This is a genomic window from Streptomyces noursei (assembly GCF_016917755.1).
In the GTDB taxonomy this organism is placed as follows: domain Bacteria; phylum Actinomycetota; class Actinomycetes; order Streptomycetales; family Streptomycetaceae; genus Streptomyces; species Streptomyces yunnanensis.
This window is the reverse complement of sequence record NZ_CP070326.1, coordinates 6,932,773-6,950,741: the sequence shown is the minus strand read 5'-3', so window position 1 is coordinate 6,950,741 and position 17,969 is coordinate 6,932,773. Positions and strand designations below refer to the sequence as shown.

General features: G+C 66.0%; 11 protein-coding genes and 3 rRNA genes. 2 read left to right on the top strand and 12 right to left on the bottom strand.

Annotated features, from left to right (window positions below; genetic code table 11):
- Nucleotides 1-39 precede the first annotated feature (39 nt).
- The 6 genes from rrf to thyX all read right to left on the bottom strand — a co-directional run bounded on the left by rrf (nucleotide 40) and on the right by thyX (nucleotide 9,469).
- Nucleotides 40-156 (bottom strand): 5S ribosomal RNA (gene rrf, locus JNO44_RS30490).
- Between the two features lie 71 nt (nucleotides 157-227).
- Nucleotides 228-3,350: ribosomal RNA gene (locus JNO44_RS30485) — 23S ribosomal RNA — on the bottom strand.
- A gap of 306 nt (nucleotides 3,351-3,656) precedes the next feature.
- Nucleotides 3,657-5,185: ribosomal RNA gene (locus tag JNO44_RS30480) — 16S ribosomal RNA — on the bottom strand.
- Together the 16S, 23S and 5S rRNA genes form the textbook arrangement of a ribosomal RNA operon.
- A 614-nt stretch (nucleotides 5,186-5,799) precedes the next feature.
- Nucleotides 5,800-7,485 (bottom strand): ribonuclease J, encoded by a 1,686-nt coding sequence (locus tag JNO44_RS30475; RefSeq protein WP_205366911.1) that lies wholly within the window; start codon nucleotides 7,483-7,485, stop codon nucleotides 5,800-5,802.
- A 114-nt stretch (nucleotides 7,486-7,599) separates the two neighbouring features.
- Nucleotides 7,600-8,499, bottom strand: coding sequence for a 4-hydroxy-tetrahydrodipicolinate synthase (gene dapA, locus JNO44_RS30470; protein WP_039632212.1), 900 nt, complete (start codon nucleotides 8,497-8,499; stop codon nucleotides 7,600-7,602).
- A 223-nt stretch (nucleotides 8,500-8,722) separates the two neighbouring features.
- On the bottom strand, nucleotides 8,723-9,469 hold the full coding sequence (gene thyX, locus JNO44_RS30465) for an FAD-dependent thymidylate synthase (RefSeq protein ID WP_205366910.1): 747 nt from the start codon (nucleotides 9,467-9,469) through the stop codon (nucleotides 8,723-8,725).
- Between the two features lie 251 nt (nucleotides 9,470-9,720).
- Here thyX and JNO44_RS30460 point away from each other — a divergent pair, with 251 nt between their 5' ends.
- Nucleotides 9,721-9,960 (top strand): hypothetical protein, encoded by a 240-nt coding sequence (locus JNO44_RS30460; protein WP_039632216.1) that lies wholly within the window; start codon nucleotides 9,721-9,723, stop codon nucleotides 9,958-9,960.
- A gap of 129 nt (nucleotides 9,961-10,089) precedes the next feature.
- Nucleotides 10,090-10,647, top strand: coding sequence for a hypothetical protein (locus JNO44_RS30455; RefSeq protein WP_205366909.1), 558 nt, complete (start codon nucleotides 10,090-10,092; stop codon nucleotides 10,645-10,647).
- A gap of 66 nt (nucleotides 10,648-10,713) precedes the next feature.
- Here JNO44_RS30455 and JNO44_RS30450 read toward each other — a convergent pair whose 3' ends face one another.
- From JNO44_RS30450 to eccD, 6 genes are all read right to left on the bottom strand, one after another.
- Entirely contained in the window at nucleotides 10,714-11,190 is a 477-nt protein-coding gene (locus tag JNO44_RS30450) for a tetratricopeptide repeat protein (protein WP_205366908.1), read from the bottom strand.
- Nucleotides 11,191-11,195: 5 nt separating this feature from the next.
- On the bottom strand, nucleotides 11,196-11,948 hold the full coding sequence (gene dapB / locus JNO44_RS30445) for a 4-hydroxy-tetrahydrodipicolinate reductase (RefSeq protein ID WP_205366907.1): 753 nt from the start codon (nucleotides 11,946-11,948) through the stop codon (nucleotides 11,196-11,198).
- Nucleotides 11,949-11,995: 47 nt separating this feature from the next.
- Nucleotides 11,996-13,375, bottom strand: coding sequence for a M16 family metallopeptidase (locus JNO44_RS30440; RefSeq protein WP_205366906.1), 1,380 nt, complete (start codon nucleotides 13,373-13,375; stop codon nucleotides 11,996-11,998).
- A complete protein-coding gene (locus tag JNO44_RS30435) occupies nucleotides 13,372-15,594 on the bottom strand; it encodes a polyribonucleotide nucleotidyltransferase (protein WP_205366905.1) in 2,223 nt (740 codons plus the stop codon). The genes JNO44_RS30440 and JNO44_RS30435 overlap by 4 nt, the downstream gene beginning before the upstream one ends.
- Nucleotides 15,595-15,889: 295 nt before the next feature.
- Complete coding sequence (rpsO, locus tag JNO44_RS30430; protein ID WP_039632228.1) at nucleotides 15,890-16,177, bottom strand: 30S ribosomal protein S15; 288 nt, start codon at nucleotides 16,175-16,177, stop codon at nucleotides 15,890-15,892.
- A 152-nt stretch (nucleotides 16,178-16,329) separates the two neighbouring features.
- Nucleotides 16,330-17,793 (bottom strand): type VII secretion integral membrane protein EccD, encoded by a 1,464-nt coding sequence (gene eccD / locus JNO44_RS30425; RefSeq protein ID WP_205366904.1) that lies wholly within the window; start codon nucleotides 17,791-17,793, stop codon nucleotides 16,330-16,332.
- Between the last annotated feature and the right edge of the window lie 176 nt (nucleotides 17,794-17,969).

Below are 17,969 nucleotides of genomic sequence, written 5' to 3'. Positions count from 1 at the left end.
CCCTGAACCAGAAGGTTCAGGGACCGGAGCTGAATGATAGTTCGGCGGCGTCCTACTCTCCCACAGGGTCCCCCCTGCAGTACCATCGGCGCTGAAAGGCTTAGCTTCCGGGTTCGGAATGTAACCGGGCGTTTCCCTAACGCTATAACCACCGAAACACTATGAAACTATGAACAACCGTTGGTCTGTTCGTGGCTTCAGAACCAACACAGTGGACGCGAGCAACTGAGGACAAGCCCTCGGCCTATTAGTACCAGTCAACTCCACACCTTACGGCGCTTCCATATCTGGCCTATCAACCCAGTCATCTACTGGGAGCCTTACCCCATCAAGTGGGTGGGAGCCCTCATCTCGAAGCAGGCTTCCCGCTTAGATGCTTTCAGCGGTTATCCTTTCCGAACGTAGCCAACCAGCCATGCCCTTGGCAGAACAACTGGCACACCAGAGGTCCGTCCGTCCCGGTCCTCTCGTACTAGGGACAGCCCTTCTCAAGACTCCTACGCGCGCAGCGGATAGGGACCGAACTGTCTCACGACGTTCTAAACCCAGCTCGCGTACCGCTTTAATGGGCGAACAGCCCAACCCTTGGGACCGACTCCAGCCCCAGGATGCGACGAGCCGACATCGAGGTGCCAAACCATCCCGTCGATATGGACTCTTGGGGAAGATCAGCCTGTTATCCCCGGGGTACCTTTTATCCGTTGAGCGACGGCGCTTCCACAAGCCACCGCCGGATCACTAGTCCCTACTTTCGTACCTGCTCGACCCGTCAGTCTCACAGTCAAGCTCCCTTGTGCACTTACACTCAACACCTGATTACCAACCAGGCTGAGGGAACCTTTGGGCGCCTCCGTTACCCTTTAGGAGGCAACCGCCCCAGTTAAACTACCCACCAGACACTGTCCCTGATCCGGATCACGGACCCAGGTTAGACATCCAGCACGACCAGAGTGGTATTTCAACAACGACTCCACACCAACTGGCGTTGGCGCTTCAAAGTCTCCCACCTATCCTACACAAGCCGAACCGAACACCAATATCAAGCTATAGTAAAGGTCCCGGGGTCTTTCCGTCCTGCTGCGCGAAACGAGCATCTTTACTCGTAATGCAATTTCACCGGGCCTATGGTTGAGACAGTCGAGAAGTCGTTACGCCATTCGTGCAGGTCGGAACTTACCCGACAAGGAATTTCGCTACCTTAGGATGGTTATAGTTACCACCGCCGTTTACTGGCGCTTAAGTTCTCAGCTTCGCCCCACCGAAATGGAGCTAACCGGTCCCCTTAACGTTCCAGCACCGGGCAGGCGTCAGTCCGTATACATCGCCTTACGGCTTCGCACGGACCTGTGTTTTTAGTAAACAGTCGCTTCTCGCTGGTCTCTGCGGCCACCCCCAGCTCACCGTGTAAAACGGATCACCAGAAATGGCCCCCCTTCTCCCGAAGTTACGGGGGCATTTTGCCGAGTTCCTTAACCATAGTTCACCCGAACGCCTCGGTATTCTCTACCTGACCACCTGAGTCGGTTTAGGGTACGGGCCGCCTTGAAACTCACTAGAGGCTTTTCTCGACAGCATAGGATCATCCACTTCACCACAATCGGCTCGGCATCAGGTCTCAGCCTTAACGTGCGACGGATTTACCTACCACACGGCCTACACCCTTACCCCGGGACAACCACCGCCCGGGCTGGACTACCTTCCTGCGTCACCCCATCGCTTACCTACTACAAGTCTGGTCCGTCGGCTCCACCACTCCCCTCAACTCCGAAGAGATCAGGGCGGCTTCACGGACTTAGCATCGCCTGATTCAGTATTGGGCGCTTCAAAGCGGGTACCGGAATATCAACCGGTTGTCCATCGACTACGCCTGTCGGCCTCGCCTTAGGTCCCGACTTACCCTGGGCAGATCAGCTTGACCCAGGAACCCTTAGTCAATCGGCGCAAGAGTTTCCCACTCTTGTATCGCTACTCATGCCTGCATTCTCACTCGTGAACCGTCCACAACTCGTTTCCACGGCTGCTTCACCCGGCACACGACGCTCCCCTACCCATCACAACAGGCGTTAGCCCTCATGCTGCAATGACACGACTTCGGCGGTGTACTTGAGCCCCGCTACATTGTCGGCGCGGAATCACTTGACCAGTGAGCTATTACGCACTCTTTCAAGGGTGGCTGCTTCTAAGCCAACCTCCTGGTTGTCTCTGCGACTCCACATCCTTTCCCACTTAGCACACGCTTAGGGGCCTTAGTCGATGCTCTGGGCTGTTTCCCTCTCGACCATGGAGCTTATCCCCCACAGTCTCACTGCCGCGCTCTCACTTACCGGCATTCGGAGTTTGGCTAAGGTCAGTAACCCGGTAGGGCCCATCGCCTATCCAGTGCTCTACCTCCGGCAAGAAACACACGACGCTGCACCTAAATGCATTTCGGGGAGAACCAGCTATCACGGAGTTTGATTGGCCTTTCACCCCTAACCACAGGTCATCCCCCAGGTTTTCAACCCTGGTGGGTTCGGTCCTCCACGAAGTCTTACCTCCGCTTCAACCTGCCCATGGCTAGATCACTCCGCTTCGGGTCTTGAGCATGCTACTCCAACGCCCTATTCGGACTCGCTTTCGCTACGGCTTCCCCACACGGGTTAACCTCGCAACATACCGCAAACTCGCAGGCTCATTCTTCAAAAGGCACGCAGTCACGACGCAAAGAACAAGTCTCTGCGCGACGCTCCCACGGCTTGTAGGCACACGGTTTCAGGTACTATTTCACTCCGCTCCCGCGGTACTTTTCACCATTCCCTCACGGTACTATCCGCTATCGGTCACCAGGGAATATTTAGGCTTAACGGGTGGTCCCGCCAGATTCACACGGGATTTCTCGGGCCCCGTGCTACTTGGGTGTCTCTCAAGCAAGCCGCTGACGTTTCAGCTACGGGGGTCTTACCCTCTACGCCGGACCTTTCGCATGTCCTTCGCCTACATCAACGGTTTCTAACTCGCCCTGCCGCCGGCAGACGACAGAAGAGAGATCCCACAACCCCAACCACGCAACCCCTGCCGGGTATCACACGTGACTGGTTTGGCCTCATCCAGTTTCGCTCGCCACTACTCCCGGAATCACGGTTGTTTTCTCTTCCTGCGGGTACTGAGATGTTTCACTTCCCCGCGTTCCCTCCACACTGCCTATGTGTTCAGCAGCGGGTGACAGCCCATGACGACTGCCGGGTTTCCCCATTCGGACACCCCCGGATCAAAGCTCGGTTGACAGCTCCCCGGGGCCTATCGCGGCCTCCCACGTCCTTCATCGGTTCCTGGTGCCAAGGCATCCACCGTGCGCCCTTAAAAACTTGGCCACAGATGCTCGCGTCCACTGTGCAGTTCTCAAACAACGACCAGCCACCCACCACCCCAACCCGAAGGCTGAGTTCACTGGGACCGGCATCGCGAAGGTTCAGACCATAGTCCGCACCCTCAGATACCCAACAGCGTGCCCGACCCGACCAGATGAGACCCTGCGTTCCACGCCGAAGCAGTACTAACAGTCCTCACACCAATCGCGCCGAGTAGTCAACGTTCCACCCATGAGCAACCAGCATCAGACACTCGCTGATGTACTGGCCTCTGACCAAGCACAAAGCTCGGTAAGAAATGCTCCTTAGAAAGGAGGTGATCCAGCCGCACCTTCCGGTACGGCTACCTTGTTACGACTTCGTCCCAATCGCCAGTCCCACCTTCGACGATTCCCTCCCACAAGGGGTTGGGCCACCGGCTTCGGGTGTTACCGACTTTCGTGACGTGACGGGCGGTGTGTACAAGGCCCGGGAACGTATTCACCGCAGCAATGCTGATCTGCGATTACTAGCAACTCCGACTTCATGGGGTCGAGTTGCAGACCCCAATCCGAACTGAGACCGGCTTTTTGAGATTCGCTCCACCTCACGGCATCGCAGCTCATTGTACCGGCCATTGTAGCACGTGTGCAGCCCAAGACATAAGGGGCATGATGACTTGACGTCGTCCCCACCTTCCTCCGAGTTGACCCCGGCAGTCTCCTGTGAGTCCCCATCACCCCGAAAGGCATGCTGGCAACACAGAACAAGGGTTGCGCTCGTTGCGGGACTTAACCCAACATCTCACGACACGAGCTGACGACAGCCATGCACCACCTGTACACCGACCACAAGGGGGGCACTATCTCTAATGCTTTCCGGTGTATGTCAAGCCTTGGTAAGGTTCTTCGCGTTGCGTCGAATTAAGCCACATGCTCCGCTGCTTGTGCGGGCCCCCGTCAATTCCTTTGAGTTTTAGCCTTGCGGCCGTACTCCCCAGGCGGGGAACTTAATGCGTTAGCTGCGGCACGGACGACGTGGAATGTCGCCCACACCTAGTTCCCAACGTTTACGGCGTGGACTACCAGGGTATCTAATCCTGTTCGCTCCCCACGCTTTCGCTCCTCAGCGTCAGTATCGGCCCAGAGATCCGCCTTCGCCACCGGTGTTCCTCCTGATATCTGCGCATTTCACCGCTACACCAGGAATTCCGATCTCCCCTACCGAACTCTAGCCTGCCCGTATCGAATGCAGACCCGGGGTTAAGCCCCGGGCTTTCACATCCGACGTGACAAGCCGCCTACGAGCTCTTTACGCCCAATAATTCCGGACAACGCTCGCGCCCTACGTATTACCGCGGCTGCTGGCACGTAGTTAGCCGGCGCTTCTTCTGCAGGTACCGTCACTCTCGCTTCTTCCCTGCTGAAAGAGGTTTACAACCCGAAGGCCGTCATCCCTCACGCGGCGTCGCTGCATCAGGCTTTCGCCCATTGTGCAATATTCCCCACTGCTGCCTCCCGTAGGAGTCTGGGCCGTGTCTCAGTCCCAGTGTGGCCGGTCGCCCTCTCAGGCCGGCTACCCGTCGTCGCCTTGGTGAGCCACTACCTCACCAACAAGCTGATAGGCCGCGGGCTCATCCTTCACCGCCGGAGCTTTCCACACGGAGATCATGCGACCCCGTGTCATATCCGGTATTAGACCCCGTTTCCAGGGCTTGTCCCAGAGTGAAGGGCAGATTGCCCACGTGTTACTCACCCGTTCGCCACTAATCCCCGACCGAAGCCGGTTCATCGTTCGACTTGCATGTGTTAAGCACGCCGCCAGCGTTCGTCCTGAGCCAGGATCAAACTCTCCGTGAATGCTTACCGGTAATCCGGTATCAACACTCGCGTTGAGCGGAACCACAAGGAGGAATAATCCTCGCGGTTCACAGCGTCCTCGCTGTGCGCCTCCCAAAGCTATTGGAAGGACTTTTCAAAGGAACCTCATCTCCAAGATGGAGACGGGGTATCAACATATCTGGCGTTGACTTTTGGCACGCTGTTGAGTTCTCAAGGAACGGACGCTTCCTTCGGCCACCCTCTCGGGCTTCCTCCGGGCGCTTCCCTTCGGTCTTGCGTCTCCGACTCTATCAGATCCTTTCGGCTCCGATTTTCGCCGGTGCGATTCGGCCTTTCGGCTTCCTCGCGGTTCCAACCTTACCAGATCCTTTTTCGCTTCCGGGCCGCTTCCCGAGGGGCGCTACCGGCTTCGAATTCGGTTCCGATTTTCGTCGGAGGGTTTTGCCTTTCGGCTGATTCCGACTTTATCAGATTGCTCTGGGTCGGAATTCCGCGGTCTGTGGGAGGCAGTCCGTACGCGCAGCGTGCGGTGCTTCCCGTTCTGGCGGAGCCGCAAACGTACTGGAGCGGGGCGCCTGGATGCAAATCCAGGCGCCCCGCTCCTACTTGAGGACCTTCGTGCGGACGGTCCGTCAGACCTCGACGACCACCGGGAGGATCATCGGGCGGCGACGGTAGTTGTCCGACACCCACTTGCCGACCGCGCGGCGGATCAGCTGCTGGAGCTGGTGGGGCTCGGCGATGCCGTCCTGGGCCGCCTTGGCCAGGGCCTCGTCGATCTTGGGGACGACGGCGCCGAAGTCCTTGTCGTCGATGCCCGAGCCACGGGCGTGGACGTTGGGGCCGCCGACGGTCTTGCCGGTGCTGCTGTCCACGACCACGAAGATCGAGATGATGCCCTCGTCGCCCAGGATGCGGCGGTCCTTGAGGTGGGCCTCGGTGACATCGCCGACCGAGAGGCCGTCGACGTAGACGTAGCCGGCCTGGACCTTGCCGGCGATCTTGGCGATGCCGTTGACCAGGTCGACGACGACGCCATCCTCCGCGATGACGATGCGGTCCTTGGGGATGCCCGTCAGCGCGCCCAGTTCGGCGTTGGCGCGGAGGTGGCGCCATTCGCCGTGAACCGGCATGAGGTTCCTCGGCTTGCAGATGTTGTAGAAGTACAGCAGCTCGCCGGCCGAGGCGTGGCCCGAGACGTGGACCTTGGCGTTGCCCTTGTGGACCACGTTGGCGCCCCAACGGCTGAGGCCGTTGATCACGCGATAGACCGCGTTCTCGTTACCCGGGATGAGCGACGAGGCCAGGATGACCGTGTCGCCCTGGACGATGCGGATCTGGTGGTCGCGGTTGGCCATCCGGGAGAGGGCGGCCATCGGCTCGCCCTGGGAGCCCGTGCAGACCAGCACCACTTCTTCGTCCGGCAGGTCGTCGAGGGTCTTGACGTCGACGACCAGGCCCGCGGGAACGTTCAGGTAGCCCAGTTCGCGGGCGATGCCCATGTTGCGAACCATGGAGCGGCCGACGAAGGCGACCCGGCGGCCGTACTCGTGCGCCGCGTCGAGGATCTGCTGGATGCGGTGCACATGGCTGGCGAAGCTGGCGACGATGATGCGCTTCTGCGCGCTGGCGAACACCTGGCGCAGCACGTTGGAGATGTCGCGCTCCGGCGGGACGAAGCCGGGGACCTCGGCGTTCGTGGAGTCGGAGAGGAGGAGGTCGATGCCCTCCTCGCCGAGCTTGGCGAAGGCCGGGAGGTCGGTCAGCCGACGGTCCAGCGGAAGCTGGTCCATCTTGAAGTCGCCGGTGTGGACGACCATGCCCGCAGGGGTGCGGATGGCGACCGCGAGCGCGTCGGGGATGGAGTGGTTGACGGCGACGAACTGGCACTCGAAGGGGCCCAGGCGCTCGCGGTCGCCCTCGGCGACCTCCAGCGTGTAGGGGCGGATCCGGTGCTCCTGGAGCTTGGCCTCGATGAGGGCCAGGGTCAGCTTGGAGCCGATCAGCGGGATGTCCGGCTTCTCCCGGAGGAGGTAGGGGACGCCGCCGATGTGGTCCTCGTGGCCGTGCGTGAGCACGATGCCGTCGATGTCGTCGAGGCGGTCCCTGACGGACGTGAAGTCGGGCAGGATCAGGTCGATTCCGGGCTGCTCCTCCTCGGGGAAGAGCACTCCGCAATCGACGATCAGCAGCCGGCCGCCGTATTCGAAGACCGTCATGTTGCGGCCGATCTCGCCCAGGCCGCCGAGCGGGGTGACGCGCAGGCCACCTTCGGGAAGCTTCGGCGGAGCGCCGAGCTCAGGGTGCGGATGACTCAAAAGACTCTCCTCACCATGCGCGCCACGCTGCCGTCGAGGCACGTGGCGCGCATGACATTCGTGCACTTGCTATGTGGCGGTTGTTGTTCCGTATGCAGTTATGAAGTCTGTGTTCTAAAGCTGTACCCCGCCGGCGGCGAGATCGCGCTTGAGCTGCTCGGTCTCCTCGGGGGAAAGCTCCACCAGGGGCAGCCGCAGCGGGCCCGCGGGCAGGCCCTGCAGGTCGAGGGCGGCCTTGGTCGTGATCACGCCCTGGGTGCGGAACATGCCGGTGAACACGGGGAGCAGCTTCTGGTGGATCTCCGTCGCCTTGGTGACGTCACCGGTGAGGTGGGCGTCGAGGAGGGCGCGCAGCTCCGGGGTGACGACGTGGCCCACGACCGAGACGAAGCCGACCGCGCCGACCGAGAGCAGCGGGAGGTTGAGCATGTCGTCGCCGCTGTACCAGGCGAGGCCGGAGCGGGCGATGGCCCAGCTGGCGCGGCCGAGGTCGCCCTTGGCGTCCTTGTTGGCGACGATCCGGGGGTGCTCGGCGAGCCGGACCATGGTCTCGGTGTTGATCGGGACGCCGCTGCGGCCGGGGATGTCGTAGAGCATCACGGGCAGGTCGGTGGCGTCCGCGATGGCGGTGAAGTGCCGCAGCAGGCCCTCCTGCGGGGGCTTGCTGTAGTACGGCGTGACCGCGAGCAGGCCGTGCGCGCCGGCGTCCTGCGCGGCGCGGGCCAGCTCAAGGCTGTGCCGGGTGTCGTTGGTACCGGCTCCGGCGACGACGAAGGCACGGTCGCCGACGGCTTCGACCACGGCGCGGACCAGCTGGGCTTTCTCCGCATCGCTGGTGGTCGGGGACTCTCCAGTGGTGCCGTTGACGACAAGACCGTCGTTGCCGGCGTCCACCAGATGTGCGGCGAGCCGCTGCGCGCCGTCAAGATCGAGAGCGCCATCCGCCGTGAACGGCGTGACCATGGCGGTCAGCACCCGCCCGAAGGGGGTCTGCGGTGTGGAAGTCGGAGCCATGGGTCCCACGCTACTCGTAGGGCGCCGCGGGGTGTGCCGCTGGGGAGTAGGGATGTGGACTCCGGCACTGCCTGCTCGGGGGTTCAAGCAGTGCCGGGTCCGTTTGTTCAGCGTAAATGAACTTCTCAAAGCGCCGCAATCCGGACACTTCGGACGAGTTTTCCGGCGGCGGGGCAGCCTGCTCGCCGGCCCGGAAGGTACGGCGCCGTGCGCGCGCGCAGCGTTACGGAGCGATACGACCGTTCGCGTTGAAGGCGGCGTAGGTGAGGGGCATCAGCTTGGCCCAGTGGGCCTCCATCTGCTCGCCGACCATCTCGATCTCGCGCTGCGGGAACGAGGGGACCTTCGCCTGCTCGTGCTGCGTCCGCAGGCCGAGGAAGTGCATCAGGGAGCGGGCGTTGCAGGTGGCGTACATCGAGGAGTAGAGGCCGACGGGGAGTACCGCGCGGGCGACCTCGCGGGCCACACCGGCGGCGAGCATCTCCTGGTAGGCGCCGTACGCCTGGCGGTAGGAGTCCTCCATGGCGCGGCCGGTGAGCTCGTGCTGTGCGGGGGTGCCCTCGACGAACTCGTACTTGCCGGGGCGACCCTGCTGGACGAGTTTGCGGGACTCGCCGGGGACGTAGAAGACCGGCTCGAGCTGGCGGTAGCGACCCGACTCCTCGTTGTACGACCAGCCGACGCGGTGCCGCATGAACTCGCGGAAGACGAAGATCGGGGCGCTGATGAAGAACGTCATGGAGTTGTGCTCGAACGGGCTGCCGTGCCGGTCCCGCATCAGGTAGTTGATCAGGCCCTTGGAGCGCTCCGGGTCCTTCTGCAGCTCCTCCAGGGACTGCTCGCCGGCCGTCGAGACCCGGGCCGCCCACAGCACGTCGCTGTCCGCTGCGCTGTGCTTGACCAGCTCGACCGTCACCTCGCTGCGGAAGCTGACGGGGGCGCTTTCGGCGCTGTCGGGGGTGTGGGACACCGGCGGTTCCTTCCATTCGATCCTCGTGCGCGTCCAGCCTACGGCCCGCCACCGACAGGCCGGGAAACGGCAGCTGATGCCGCGTTAGCGATGAATTCGTAACAAAACGGAAAAAGGAGGCCCCTCCTGCGAGTCGACGGGCGGCGGTTGATATTTTTCACAGAAGTAACGGAAAACGGGCACCAAAAGGACGCCTCAGTCGTCTTTCCCTGTGACAGTGCCCACTTCGAGGTTCCAAGGAGAGCCCCCTCATGTTCCGCCGGCGAGAGCCCGTCCCGTTCGCCTTCGTTGCCGAGGCAGACCGGTTCCGCAGCAATATCACTCCCCCGCCGCGCCCGCGCCCGTCGCGTGCGCAGCTCGTCGGCCAGTCCCTGATCACACTCACCGTGGTGGGTGGTCTGACGGGCGCCCTGCTGTTCGGCCTGCCGGCCCTCCAGCAGGACACCTCCGGTTCGACCGGGGTGCACCAGTCCGAGGCAGCGCACCGCTGAGCCGGCGGTGGAGCGGGCCACCGGGGTCCCGCCCGGGTGGTTCCGCTCCGCCAGTCCCGATAGCCTCACCGCTCACAGCTTCCGTCGGCATGACGTCCGTGCTGACCAGCCCTGAGTGAGGACCCAGCCGTGCCCCTGCCCTTCCTGACGGCCGACCGTGCCCTCCAGGCCGACGGCCGTGCGGATCCCGTCCCCCCGCCGCCTCACGGCCCCGACCACTGGCGCCGTCCCTACCGCCCCGGACCGTGGCGCGTGGGGACGGCGGCGGTGTTTTTGCTGCTCGCCGCGTTCGTCCTGTTCTCCGCGCTGATCATCGCGCTGGCCGGGTCGCCTGCCGGGGCGGCGGTCTGCGCGGCGGTGGGGCTGGTGGTGATCGCGCTGGCACTGCGGCTGGTGCGGGTGGGGATCTGGGTCAGCGCCCGGGGGCTGCGCCAGGTGCAGCTGCTGCGCACCACGACCCTGCCGTGGTCCGCGGTCGCGGCGGTCCGCACGGTCCAGCAGCCGGTGCGCTGGCTGGGCTGGCCGCGGACGGTGCAGGGCCAGGCCCTGCACGTCGAGCGGGTGCGCACGGAGCCGCTGCGGACCCTGCTGACGGATCACAACGCGGACTTCCTGGGCCGCCCGAGGACGTTCGAGCGGGCCGCCGATGTGCTGGAGGCGTGGGCGGCGGAGTACCGCGCGCACTGATCACGACGACCGCCCGGGTCCGTACGGAACAGCCGTACGGAGCCGGGCGGTCGTCGTGTGCGGGACTCAGGCGGTCCGGGCGGGCTCGGGGTCGCCGGGGACCGTCCTGCCGTCGTGCAGGGCGATGGCGCGCTGCATGGCCTTGCGGGCCCGCGGGGTGTCCCGGGCGTCCCGGTAGGCGACGGCGAGCCGGAACCATGTGCGCCAGTCGCCGGGCGCCTCCTCGGTCTCGGCCTGTCGCCGGGCGAAGACCGCGTCGGCCGCGTCCCGGTCGATCCGGCCGCCGGGGGTGCGCGCGATGTCGTCGAGCGGCAGGCCGCCCTCCGCCTCCAGCTCGCCGGCCAGCCGGTTCGCGTCGCGGGCGAAGCGGGTGTTGGCCCACAGGAACCAGCCGCCCAGGCACGGCAGTACGAAGGCCACCGCGCCCATGCCCATCGCCGCCGGCTCACCGGTCATCAGGAGCAGCACGCCCTCCATGGCCACCACGCCGAAGACCAGCACCAGCACGGTGGCGAGGAAGATGTACGTGATCTTTCCACCCATTGCCGTCAGCCCAGATCGAGGAAGTTCTCCAGGCCCACCGTCAGGCCCGGGGCGTCCACCACGCGTCGCACGCCGAGCAGGATGCCCGGCATGAAGCTGCTGTGGTGCAGCGAGTCGTGGCGGATGGTGAGGGTCTCCCCCACGCCGCCGAGCAGCACCTCCTGGTGTGCCAGCAGGCCGCGCAGCCGCACCGAGTGCACCGGGACGCCGTGCACGTCCGCGCCGCGGGCGCCGTCCAGGGCGGTCCGGGTGGCGTCCGGCTGGGGCGGGCAGCCGGCCTCCGCACGGGCCTCGGCGATCAGCTGGGCGGTGCGGGCGGCGGTGCCGGAGGGCGCGTCCGCCTTGTTGGGGTGGTGCAGCTCGATGATCTCGGCGGACTCGAAGAACCGGGCCGCCTGCTGCGCGAAGCGCATGGTGAGCACGGCGCCGATCGAGAAGTTCGGAGCGATCAGCACGCCCGCGCCGGGGGCGGCGTCGAGCCAGGTGCGCAGCTGCGCGAGGCGCTCGTCGGTCCAGCCGGTCGTGCCGACCACACCGTGGATGCCGTGCCGCAGACAGAAGTCGAGGTTGTCCATGACCGCGTCCGGGGTGGTCAGTTCCACCACGACCTGGGCACCGGCCTCGACCAGCGTCTCCAGCTTGTCGCCCCGGCCGAGGGCCGCGACCAGCTCCAGGTCCTCGGCGGCCTCGACGGCCCGGACGGCCTCAGAGCCGATACGGCCCTTGGCTCCCAGGACGGCCACGCGCAGCTTGCTCATCGTTTTCCGCTCTCTCTCGTGGTGGGCCGGCACGCTGACGCCGTCGCCTAGGCGACGGCGTCCTCCAGGCGGGCCGCCTGCCGGTCCTTCAGGGGGCCGATGACGGACAGCGAGGGGCGTGCGCCCAGGACATCACGGGCCACCGCGCGAACCTCGTCCGGGGTCACCGCCGATATCCGCGACAGCACCTCGTCGACCGACATGTGCTCGCCCCAGCACAGCTCGCTCTTGCCGAGCCGGTGCATCAGTGCTCCGGTGTCCTCCAGGCCGAGGACCGTGGAGCCCCGCAGCTGGCCGATGGCGCGGCGGATCTCGTCGTCGGTGAGGCCCTCGGCCGCCACCGTGTCGAGCTCGTCGCGGCAGATCTTCAGGACGTCGTGCACCTGGTTGGGGCGGCAGCCGGCGTAGACGCCGAACAGCCCGCAGTCGGCGAAGCCCGAGGTGAAGGAGTACACGCTGTACGCCAGGCCGCGCTTCTCGCGGACCTCCTGGAAGAGGCGGGAGCTCATCCCGCCGCCCAGGGCGGTGTTCAGCACGCCCATCGCCCAACGCCGGTCGTCGTTGCGGGACATCCCGGGCATGCCGAGGACCACATGGGCCTGCTCGGTCTTGCGGCCCAGGAGCTCGAACCGGCCGGCGGTGCGCAGGGTCCGGCTGCCGGCGCGCGGGGCGACCGGGGCAGCGTCCTGCCGGCGCAGCGCGCCGGCCTGCTCGAAGGCGCGCCGCACCAGGCGGACGACCTTGGCGTGGTCGACGTTGCCGGCCGCGGTGACGACCAGGTGGGTGGGGTCGTAGTGCTTCTTGTAGAAGCGGCGGATGCGGTCGGCGGTGAGCGCGTTGACGGTGTCCACGGTGCCCAGGACGGGGCGGCCCAGCGGGGTGTCGCCGAGCATGGTGTGCGCGAACAGGTCGTGCACGCAGTCGCCCGGGTCGTCCTCGGTCATCGCGATCTCTTCGAGGATCACCCCGCGCTCGGCGTCGACGTCCTCGGCCTCGATCAGCGAGCCGGTGAGCATGTCGCACACCACGTCTATGGCGAGCGGCAGGTCGGTGTCGAGCACCCGCGCGTAGTAGCAGGTGTATTCCTTCGCCGTGAAGGCGTTCATCTCGCCGCCGACCGCGTCGATGGCGGCCGAGATGTCCAGGGCGGAGCGCCGTTGGGTGCCCTTGAAGAGCAGGTGCTCCAGGTAGTGGGTGGCGCCGTTCAGGGCCGGGGTCTCGTCGCGGGAGCCGACGTGTGCCCAGATCCCGAAGGTGACGGAGCGGACGGTGGGCAGCGTCTCGGTGACCACGCGCAGCCCGCCGGGGAGGGTGGTGCGGCGGACCGTGCCGGCGCCCGCGGCGCCCTTCAGAAGCGTTTGGGTACGGGCGACGGCCCGCCCCTCCGTGGAGGTGCGGGCCGTCGTCGCGTGCGTGCGGGACGTCACTTGGCGGCGTCGTCCTTCGTGTCGTCCTTGGCGGCGTCCTCGCCCTCGATCACGGGGATCAGGGAGAGCTTGCCGCGCTGGTCGATCTCGGCGATCTCGACCTGGACCTTGGCGCCCACGCCGAGCACGTCCTCGACGTTCTCGACGCGCTTGCCGCCGGCCAGCTTGCGGATCTGCGAGATGTGCAGCAGGCCGTCCTTGCCCGGGAGCAGGGACACGAACGCACCGAAGGTGGTCGTCTTGACGACGGTGCCCAGGTAGCGCTCGCCGACCTCCGGCATGGTCGGGTTGGCGATGCCGTTGATCGTGGCACGGGCGGCCTCGGCGGCCGGGCCGTCGGCGGCACCGATGTAGATGGTGCCGTCGTCCTCGATCGTGATGTCGGCGCCGGTGTCCTCCTGGATCTGGTTGATCATCTTGCCCTTGGGGCCGATGACCTCGCCGATCTTGTCCACCGGGATCTTGACGGTGATGATCCGCGGCGCGTTCGGGGACATCTCGTCCGGGACGTCGATGGCCTCGTTCATCACGTCGAGGATGTGCAGGCGCGCGTCGCGGGCCTGCTTCAGCGCGGCGGCCAGGACCGAGGCGGGGATGCCGTCGAGCTTGGTGTCGAGCTGGAGCGCGGTGACGAACTGCTTGGTGCCGGCGACCTTGAAGTCCATGTCACCGAAGGCGTCCTCCGCACCGAGGATGTCGGTGAGGGCGACGTAGTGGGTCTGGCCGTCGATCTCCTGGGAGATCAGGCCCATGGCGATACCGGCGACCGGGGCCTTGAGCGGCACGCCGGCGTTGAGCAGCGACATCGTGGAGGCGCAGACCGAGCCCATGGACGTCGAGCCGTTGGAGCCCAGCGCCTCGGAGACCTGGCGGATCGCGTAGGGGAACTCCTCGCGCGTCGGCAGCACCGGCGCGATGGCGCGCTCGGCGAGCGCACCGTGGCCGATCTCGCGGCGCTTGGGGGAGCCCACGCGGCCGGTCTCACCGACGGAGTACGGCGGGAAGTTGTAGTTGTGCATGTAGCGCTTGCGGGTCACCGGGGAGAGGGTGTCCAGCTGCTGCTCCATGCGGAGCATGTTGAGGGTGGTGACGCCCAGGATCTGGGTCTCGCCACGCTCGAACAGCGCGGAACCGTGCACCCGCGGGATCGCCTCGACCTCGGCGGCGAGCGTACGGATGTCCGTCACGCCACGGCCGTCGATGCGCGTCTTCTCCTTGATGACGCGCTCACGGACCAGGGCCTTGGTCAGCGAGCGGTACGCGGCGGAGATCTCCTTCTCGCGGCCCTCGAACTCCGGGAGGAGCTTCTCGGCGGCCAGCGCCTTGACGCGGTCCAGCTCGGACTCGCGCTCCTGCTTGCCGGCGATGGTGAGCGCCTGGGCCAGCTCGGTCTTGACGGCGGCGGTCAGCGCCTCCAGGACGTCGTCCTGGTAGTCGAGGAAGACCGGGAACTCGCCGGTCGGCTTGGCGGCCTTGGCGGCGAGGTCCGACTGGGCCTTGCACAGGACCTTGATGAAGGGCTTCGCGGCCTCCAGGCCGGCGGCGACGACCTCCTCGGTCGGGGCCTCGGCGCCGCCCTTGACGAGCTCGATGGTCTTCTCGGTGGCCTCGGCCTCGACCATCATGATCGCGACGTCGCCGTCGGGCAGCACCCGGCCGGCCACGACCATGTCGAAGACCGCGTCCTCCAGCTCGGTGTGGGTCGGGAACGCGACCCACTGGCCGTTGATCAGGGCGACGCGGGTGCCGCCGATCGGGCCGGAGAAGGGCAGGCCGGCCAGCTGCGTGGAGCAGGAGGCGGCGTTGATGGCGACCACGTCGTAGAGGTGGTCGGGGTTGAGCGCCATGATCGTCTCGACGATCTGGATCTCGTTGCGCAGGCCCTTCTTGAAGGACGGACGCAGCGGCCGGTCGATCAGGCGGCAGGTGAGGATCGCGTCCTCGCTGGGGCGGCCCTCACGGCGGAAGAAGGAGCCGGGGATCTTCCCGGCTGCGTACATCCGCTCCTCGACGTCGACGGTCAGCGGGAAGAAGTCCAGCTGGTCCTTCGGGTTCTTGGAAGCGGTGGTGGCCGACAGCACCATGGTGTCGTCGTCCAGGTACGCCACGGCGGAGCCGGCGGCCTGCTTGGCCAGGCGGCCCGTCTCGAAGCGGATGGTGCGGGTGCCGAAGGAGCCGTTGTCGATCACGGCTTCGGCGTAGTGGGTCTCGTTCTCCACCAGGAATATCTCCTCGTCTGCGTCCGCTGCCCGTGTGGCAGGGGACCGTCTTCGGTGGAGCGCCGGTGCGGGCCGGTCTTCGATCGAAGCACCCGGAGTGGTGCCGCATGGAGTGACCATGCGCCGTCCGGGGGCCACTACCGAGGACCGGCGGCCAGGAGGCGCTCCTACCGCGTTCGCTTTTGCGATATGGCACCAGACTACAAAGGTTCCGTCCACCGCGCGGCGGTACGGCTGTCAGGTGCGTACGGCAAAGGGAGCGGCCCCCGGTGGGAACCGCTCCCTTTGTGGCGTCTTACTTGGCGCCCGCCGCGCCGCGGCGGATGCCCAGGCGCTCCACCAGCTGGCGGAAGCGCATGATGTCCTTCTTCGCCAGGTACTGGAGCAGGCGGCGGCGCTGGCCGACCAGCAGCAGCAGACCACGGCGGGAGTGGTGGTCGTGCTTGTGGGTCTTGAGGTGCTCGGTCAGGTCCGAGATGCGGCGGGAGAGCAGCGCGACCTGGACCTCGGGGGAGCCGGTGTCACCCTCCTTGGTGGCGAACTCGGCCATGATCTGCTTCTTCGTGGCGGCGTCGAGCGACACGCGTACTCCTTTGGGTTGTGGTCCATGAGCGTCCCTGGATTTACGGCACAGGGAATCTTGGATGACTCGAATGGACCGTCACACAGCGTACCAGCTGGAAACGGCCCCCCGACCGGGTGGTCGGGGGGCCGTCCTGCGGGCGGTGCCGCGCGCTAGCTGCTGGTGAGGCCGCGCACGGTGCCGTACACGTCGAGGACCGCCAGGCACAGCGGCACCAGGGACAGCAGGACCAGGCCGTCGAAGATGTCGAGGATCCGGCCCCAGAAGGGGGTGACGCCCTTCTTCGGGACGACCAGGCCGACGCCGACGAGGATCGCCGCGCCCACCGCGATGCTGGTGGAGAACCAGACCGTGCGGATGTTCAGCGGACCGGAGTCCTGGAAGCGCTCCAGGGTGACGAAGATGTCCATCGGCGGGTGCAGCGCGATGCCCAGGATGAGCAGCACGATGGTGAAGATGCCGGCGATGGTCAGGCAGGCGACCTGGGCGGTGTAGTCGAAGAGCCGGGCGCGCAGCATGATCGTGATGCCCGCGGTCATGGCCAGCACCTGGGCCCAGACGTTGTCGGAGAAGCCGAGGACGATACCGGCGGAGCCGACGACCAGGGCGGAGCAGCCGGCGACCAGGCCGAGCAGGAGCTCGTGGCCGCGCTTGGCCTGGTTGCCGATCTTCACGAAGTCGACGGACTCGGTCTCGGAGCCGGACTCCAGGGCGCCCTTGGCGATCTGGTCGGGCGAGCGGTAGCCGATGGGCAGGCGGGCGAACCGGGCGGAGAGGCTGGGCAGCCAGGCGACCATGGCGATGGAGACGACGGCGGTGACCGCGGCGACCTCGATCGGGGCGGCATCGGTGAGGATCGCGCCGAAGACCGCGACGGTGCCGACGGCGGAGAGGAAGGCGGCCGCGACGAAGGGCGCGTCACCGCGCGGGAGCAGCACCACCAGCAGCACCGAGGCGATCAGCACCGTCACGCAGCCGACGAGCAGGTGGAGCCGGCCGGGGCCGCCGCCGGAGTCGACGGGGAAGATGCCGGAGCCCGCGATGAGCAGGTGCGGCAGCGCCGAGAGGCCCAGGGCGATCGACGAGGCGTGGTCGTCGTAGACCCGGGCGCGGACGCCGGCCAGGGCCACCAGGACGACGCCCACCACGCCGGCGATGATGCCGGGGAGGCGGTGCATGTCGCGGTTGACCGGGTTGGAGAACCACAGTGCGAAGGCCATCATCACCAGCAGCAGCACGCCGGCGCTGAGGCCGACGACGCGCATCAGGTCGTCGCTCCAGCGGCTGCGGTTCTGCTTGACCGCGGAGGCGATGGCGTCCGAGACGTCGTCGAAGACCGGCAGCGGCAGCGACTCGGCGAACGGCTTGAGCAGCAGCAGGTCACCATCGAGGATCTGCTGCTGGGCCAGCGACTGCCCGGCGTCGAGCACCGTTCCGTCGCGGCGTACGAGGTGATATCCGGTCGGGGCGCCCTCGGCCTGGGACTGCCCGGAGAGCCGCAGGATCTCCGGATAGATATCGACGAGTGCCACGTCCTCCGGCAGTGCCACGTCGATCCGTGCGTCCGGCGCGGCGACTGTGACCCGGCAGAAGCCGGTGCCAGTGCTCGTGCTCACCTGGCGGTTCCCCCTATCCGTTGGGCGTTTTGTCGCGTCGCGCGCCCTATATATAAGGCCGTCCTGACGGGGCTGTGGCGCGCTCGCGGTGCGTCAGCGTACCGTCCGAACGGGGCACTGCCCCACCCACCCCTTGACTTGACGCGTAACAGTAGGATCAACGCCTGCGTCGGGCC